We start from the raw sequence: 3,641 nt of genomic DNA, 5'->3' as shown, positions 1-3,641 counted from the left end.
GATCCGCGTGAGGAGTACACGGACGAATGGGATGTGCCGGGCACGAAGATCGTGCGCACCATGCCCGACGATACCGTGATGGAAATGAAACTCGATGAACGCTGTGCGGTGATCGCATTGACGCACGATCCGAAGCTTGACGATCTCGCGCTGATGGAAGCGTTGAAGACGCCGGCGTTTTATGTCGGCGCGTTGGGATCGCGGAAAAATAACGCCGCGCGCCGCGAACGGCTAAAGGAGTTCGATCTCTCCGATGCCGAGTTATCGCGTCTGCATGGCCCTGTGGGAATCTACATTGGCAGCAGGACGCCGCCTGAAATAGCGGTATCGATTCTTGCCGAAGTGACGGCAGCTAAAAACGGTGTGTCGTTGCCGACGATCCTGCAAGTCGAAGGCGCCAAGGCGGCGCGCGAACTGGAAGGAAGTGGCGAGGTGTGCGGGATGCAAGAGGGCGCTGATATCGCCGCGCATTGAAGGTTTAAGCTGGTCAAGCGCGGCGCGTTTTCTCAGGCTAATTTGCCGTGGAGTTGCATAGCGCGCAGATAGTTGCCCGATACCTCGGATGCGCCGTAGTGCGCGACTGTCTGGTCGATCAACGCCCAAATCGAGATTCCCGCCTGGCGCGCGCGCAGGCAAAAAGACAAGTCTTCGCCCAGGTAGACGCCGTCCTCTTCAATGGTGTCGAAAAATCCATAGAACTTTCCGTTGGGTATCATCGATTCATATTGTTTCGGCGGCAGGTAGCATTCTGTGAACGGTTGCGTAACCTCGAACGCCTCGCGTTGGGCGAGGAAAACGCCGGCGCCGATGTGCCGCGCTTCGGCAAAACCATCCGAAAAGTTGAAATTGCCGTCTGCATTGGTCAGCGGCGCGAAGGTGTAGTCGGCGTATTTTTCGAGCCAGTCGCGCATCGACAGGCCGGTGTCCCCGGTGGTTATCGCGCGATCCAGATCGAAACGTCGGAACGGATAAGCAACGCCGGACACGGTCTTGTTGGCCTCCAGAAGTTTGATGACGGCTTCGGCAGGAAACTTCATGTCGGTATCGAGAAACAGAAGATGCGTAAATTTAGGATTATTAAGGAAATAATTGGCGAAGAAGTTACGCGCCCGAATAATCTGCGACGATGCAACGTGCAACAGTTCGTAGGTTGATCCGGAATTGTTTAATTCACGCGCCAGGCCGAGCAGCGAAAACGCGAAATTGACGTGGACTTCTTCGCCGTAGGTGGGCAGGCAGATTAGAACGTGGTGGGCCATGGATATATCAATTTTTCAGGATGATCGAGTTTGCGCTGTTGACGAATGAGGGATTTCGTTAGGATTGTTGAAATTATTTTTTCAATGCGCAAGGTGGTTTGGTGATGGAGATATAGTACATGGCGATCGGTCGAGTTGAGAATGGGTGGCCAGCGTTGAAGATGAAGTGCCGCTGCTGTCGGTCCTCGTGATCGGGAAGAGTTCAATGTGCGCTTATGCGATTTTGGTTTGGTCGTCGGTGGTCGTTTCAACCCACGCGCGAAGCGCTTGACAGTACGCGGTTTTAACCGCGGCCAAGGGGCTTTTGTTTCATTCCACGTGACCCCAAAGGGTGCGACATCACAGGTTGCGCTGCACGACTCCCCAACCCGCGTTTCGACCCATGCGCTCGCGAAGGGCGCGACCGCGGCTATTGCACGGGGCTGACTGCTGCAATGATGTTTCAACCCACGCGCCCGTGAAGAGCGCGACGATTCAGAGCGGCGGCAAGTTCGGCGAGGACTTCGGTTTCAACCCACGCGCCCGTGAAGAGCGCGACGACCCGCGCTGGCGTCTTAAATTTGGTAGCCATAGTTTCAACCCACGCGCCCGTGAAGAGCGCGACCGCACGCGCGTGCGCCGGTTGTCGCTCCATGTGCCGTTTCAACCCACGCGCCCGTGAAGAGCGCGACACCATGTCGGATTCCAGATCCGCCGCGGCGTTGCCGTTTCAACCCACGCGCCCGTGAAGAGCGCGACTCGTCAAGATCGCGCGCACGCCAGATTGAGACCGCGTTTCAACCCACGCGCCCGTGAAGAGCGCGACTATTGCAGCGTGATGTCTGCCGCCTGCGCGCGACTGTCGTTTCAACCCACGCGCCCGTGAAGAGCGCGACCCGCAGCTGTTGCTAAGCGCCTGCTCGACGGGATTGTTTCAACCCACGCGCCCGTGAAGAGCGCGACCGCTTCATGCGCGTCTTCGGCGTGGCGAAGCTGCAGTTTCAACCCACGCGCCCGTGAAGAGCGCGACCCGACTACATGGCCGTGGCCTTCGCCATGGTGGAAGTTTCAACCCACGCGCCCGTGAAGAGCGCGACGCCTGCTGTACGGGTCGTACCAAATTCGATCCCAGGGTTTCAACCCACGCGCCCGTGAAGAGCGCGACGCCATATTCGCATCTCGGGAGTTAGTCGATGCACGTTTCAACCCACGCGCCCGTGAAGAGCGCGACCCTAATGATTGAGTAAAAAACAAAGACCAGGTACGCGTTTCAACCCACGCGCCCGTGAAGAGCGCGACGGTTTGCTCAGATCGGCTACCTCTCCGGTGCGTTGTTTCAACCCACGCGCCCGTGAAGAGCGCGACCGCGACCAGCGTTAGCCGGAGACGCTGTGTCAGCCGTTTCAACCCACGCGCCCGTGAAGAGCGCGACGATCGCGAACAGCACTGCTTCGACGCGTTCCGGGATGTTTCAACCCACGCGCCCGTGAAGAGCGCGACCGCTGTTCCCCGGGTTGCCCGCCGAATCGGGGCAGAGTTTCAACCCACGCGCCCGTGAAGAGCGCGACATGGTGGCGAGTACTGCGGCGGCCGTTTTGGTTGTTTCAACCCACGCGCCCGTGAAGAGCGCGACTGATTGCGCTTGACCCGCTTGCGCGTTCAGCTTGTGTTTCAACCCACACGCCCGTGAAGAGCGCGACCAACCCCAATCGACCGAGGAAGCGGTATGAGCAAGGTTTCAACCCACGCGCCCGTGAAGAGCGCGACGATTTTCGTTTTGGCAACTTGCGTATATGTCGCAGGTTTCAACCCACGCGCCCGTGAAGAGCGCGACAGTGGACGCCACGTGCGGCCGACATGATCGCGGCGTTTCAACCCACGCGCCCGTGAAGAGCGCGACCAACCAGGTCGGAGTCGACCAGGACGGGCTGAAGTTTCAACCCACGCGCCCGTGAAGAGCGCGACCCGATGCACCCATCGCTCGTGCGCGACATGATCGTTTCAACCCACGCGCCCGTGAAGAGCGCGACCGGCTTATCAATGGAGCGATTGCGGATCTGATCGTGGTTTCAACCCACGCGCCCGTGAAGAGCGCGACGTGCGTTCCGCGTCGGCGAGGCGCGTCCGCTGTTTGTTTCAACCCACGCGCCCGTGAAGAGCGCGACGCCGAGGGCCACCGTGAGGTGATCGCGCGTTGCTGGTTTCAACCCACGCGCCCGTGAAGAGCGCGACACGAGCATAGGCATTAAGGATGTAAGCGTTGATGAGACGTTTCAACCCACGCGCCCGTGAAGAGCGCGACATTTGCCAACACCGGCAGAGGCGACACCGGTGAAGGTTTCAACCCACGCGCCCGTGAAGAGCGCGACCACGCGACAAAAACGGCGGGATATCCACGTCCGC

The 3,641-nt window shown here is 59.4% G+C and carries 2 protein-coding genes and 1 CRISPR repeat array; of the genes, one reads left to right on the top strand and one right to left on the bottom strand.

From position 1 onward, the window contains the following. Window positions 1-474: XdhC family protein (locus tag ACFFAR_RS27860; RefSeq protein ID WP_375508878.1), on the top strand; the 474-nt coding region annotated here is incomplete at its 5' end. Between the two features lie 32 nt (window positions 475-506). On the opposite strand, the gene ACFFAR_RS27855 is transcribed toward ACFFAR_RS27860, so the two are convergent. Then, window positions 507-1,259 carry a glycosyltransferase family 2 protein gene (locus tag ACFFAR_RS27855; protein WP_062168632.1) on the bottom strand — a complete coding sequence of 251 codons (753 nt, stop codon included), beginning with the start codon at window positions 1,257-1,259 and terminating at the stop codon, window positions 507-509. Window positions 1,260-1,631: 372 nt separating this feature from the next. After that, window positions 1,632-3,607: direct repeats of the CRISPR family, unit length 32 nt; unit sequence GTTTCAACCCACGCGCCCGTGAAGAGCGCGAC. Window positions 3,608-3,641: the final 34 nt, after the last annotated feature.

Origin of the sequence: uncultured Caballeronia sp., from assembly GCF_964243625.1 — a bacterium.
In the GTDB taxonomy this organism is placed as follows: domain Bacteria; phylum Pseudomonadota; class Gammaproteobacteria; order Burkholderiales; family Burkholderiaceae; genus Caballeronia.
The sequence above is the reverse complement of the archived record's forward strand: the minus strand, read 5'-3'. Positions and strand labels throughout refer to the sequence as shown.

Bases quoted from the DNA above. Each gene is read 5' to 3' on its own strand.
- ACFFAR_RS27855 (WP_062168632.1), bottom strand. From the start codon at position 1,259: ATGGCCCACCACGTTCTAATCTGCCTGCCCACCTACGGCGAAGAAGTC.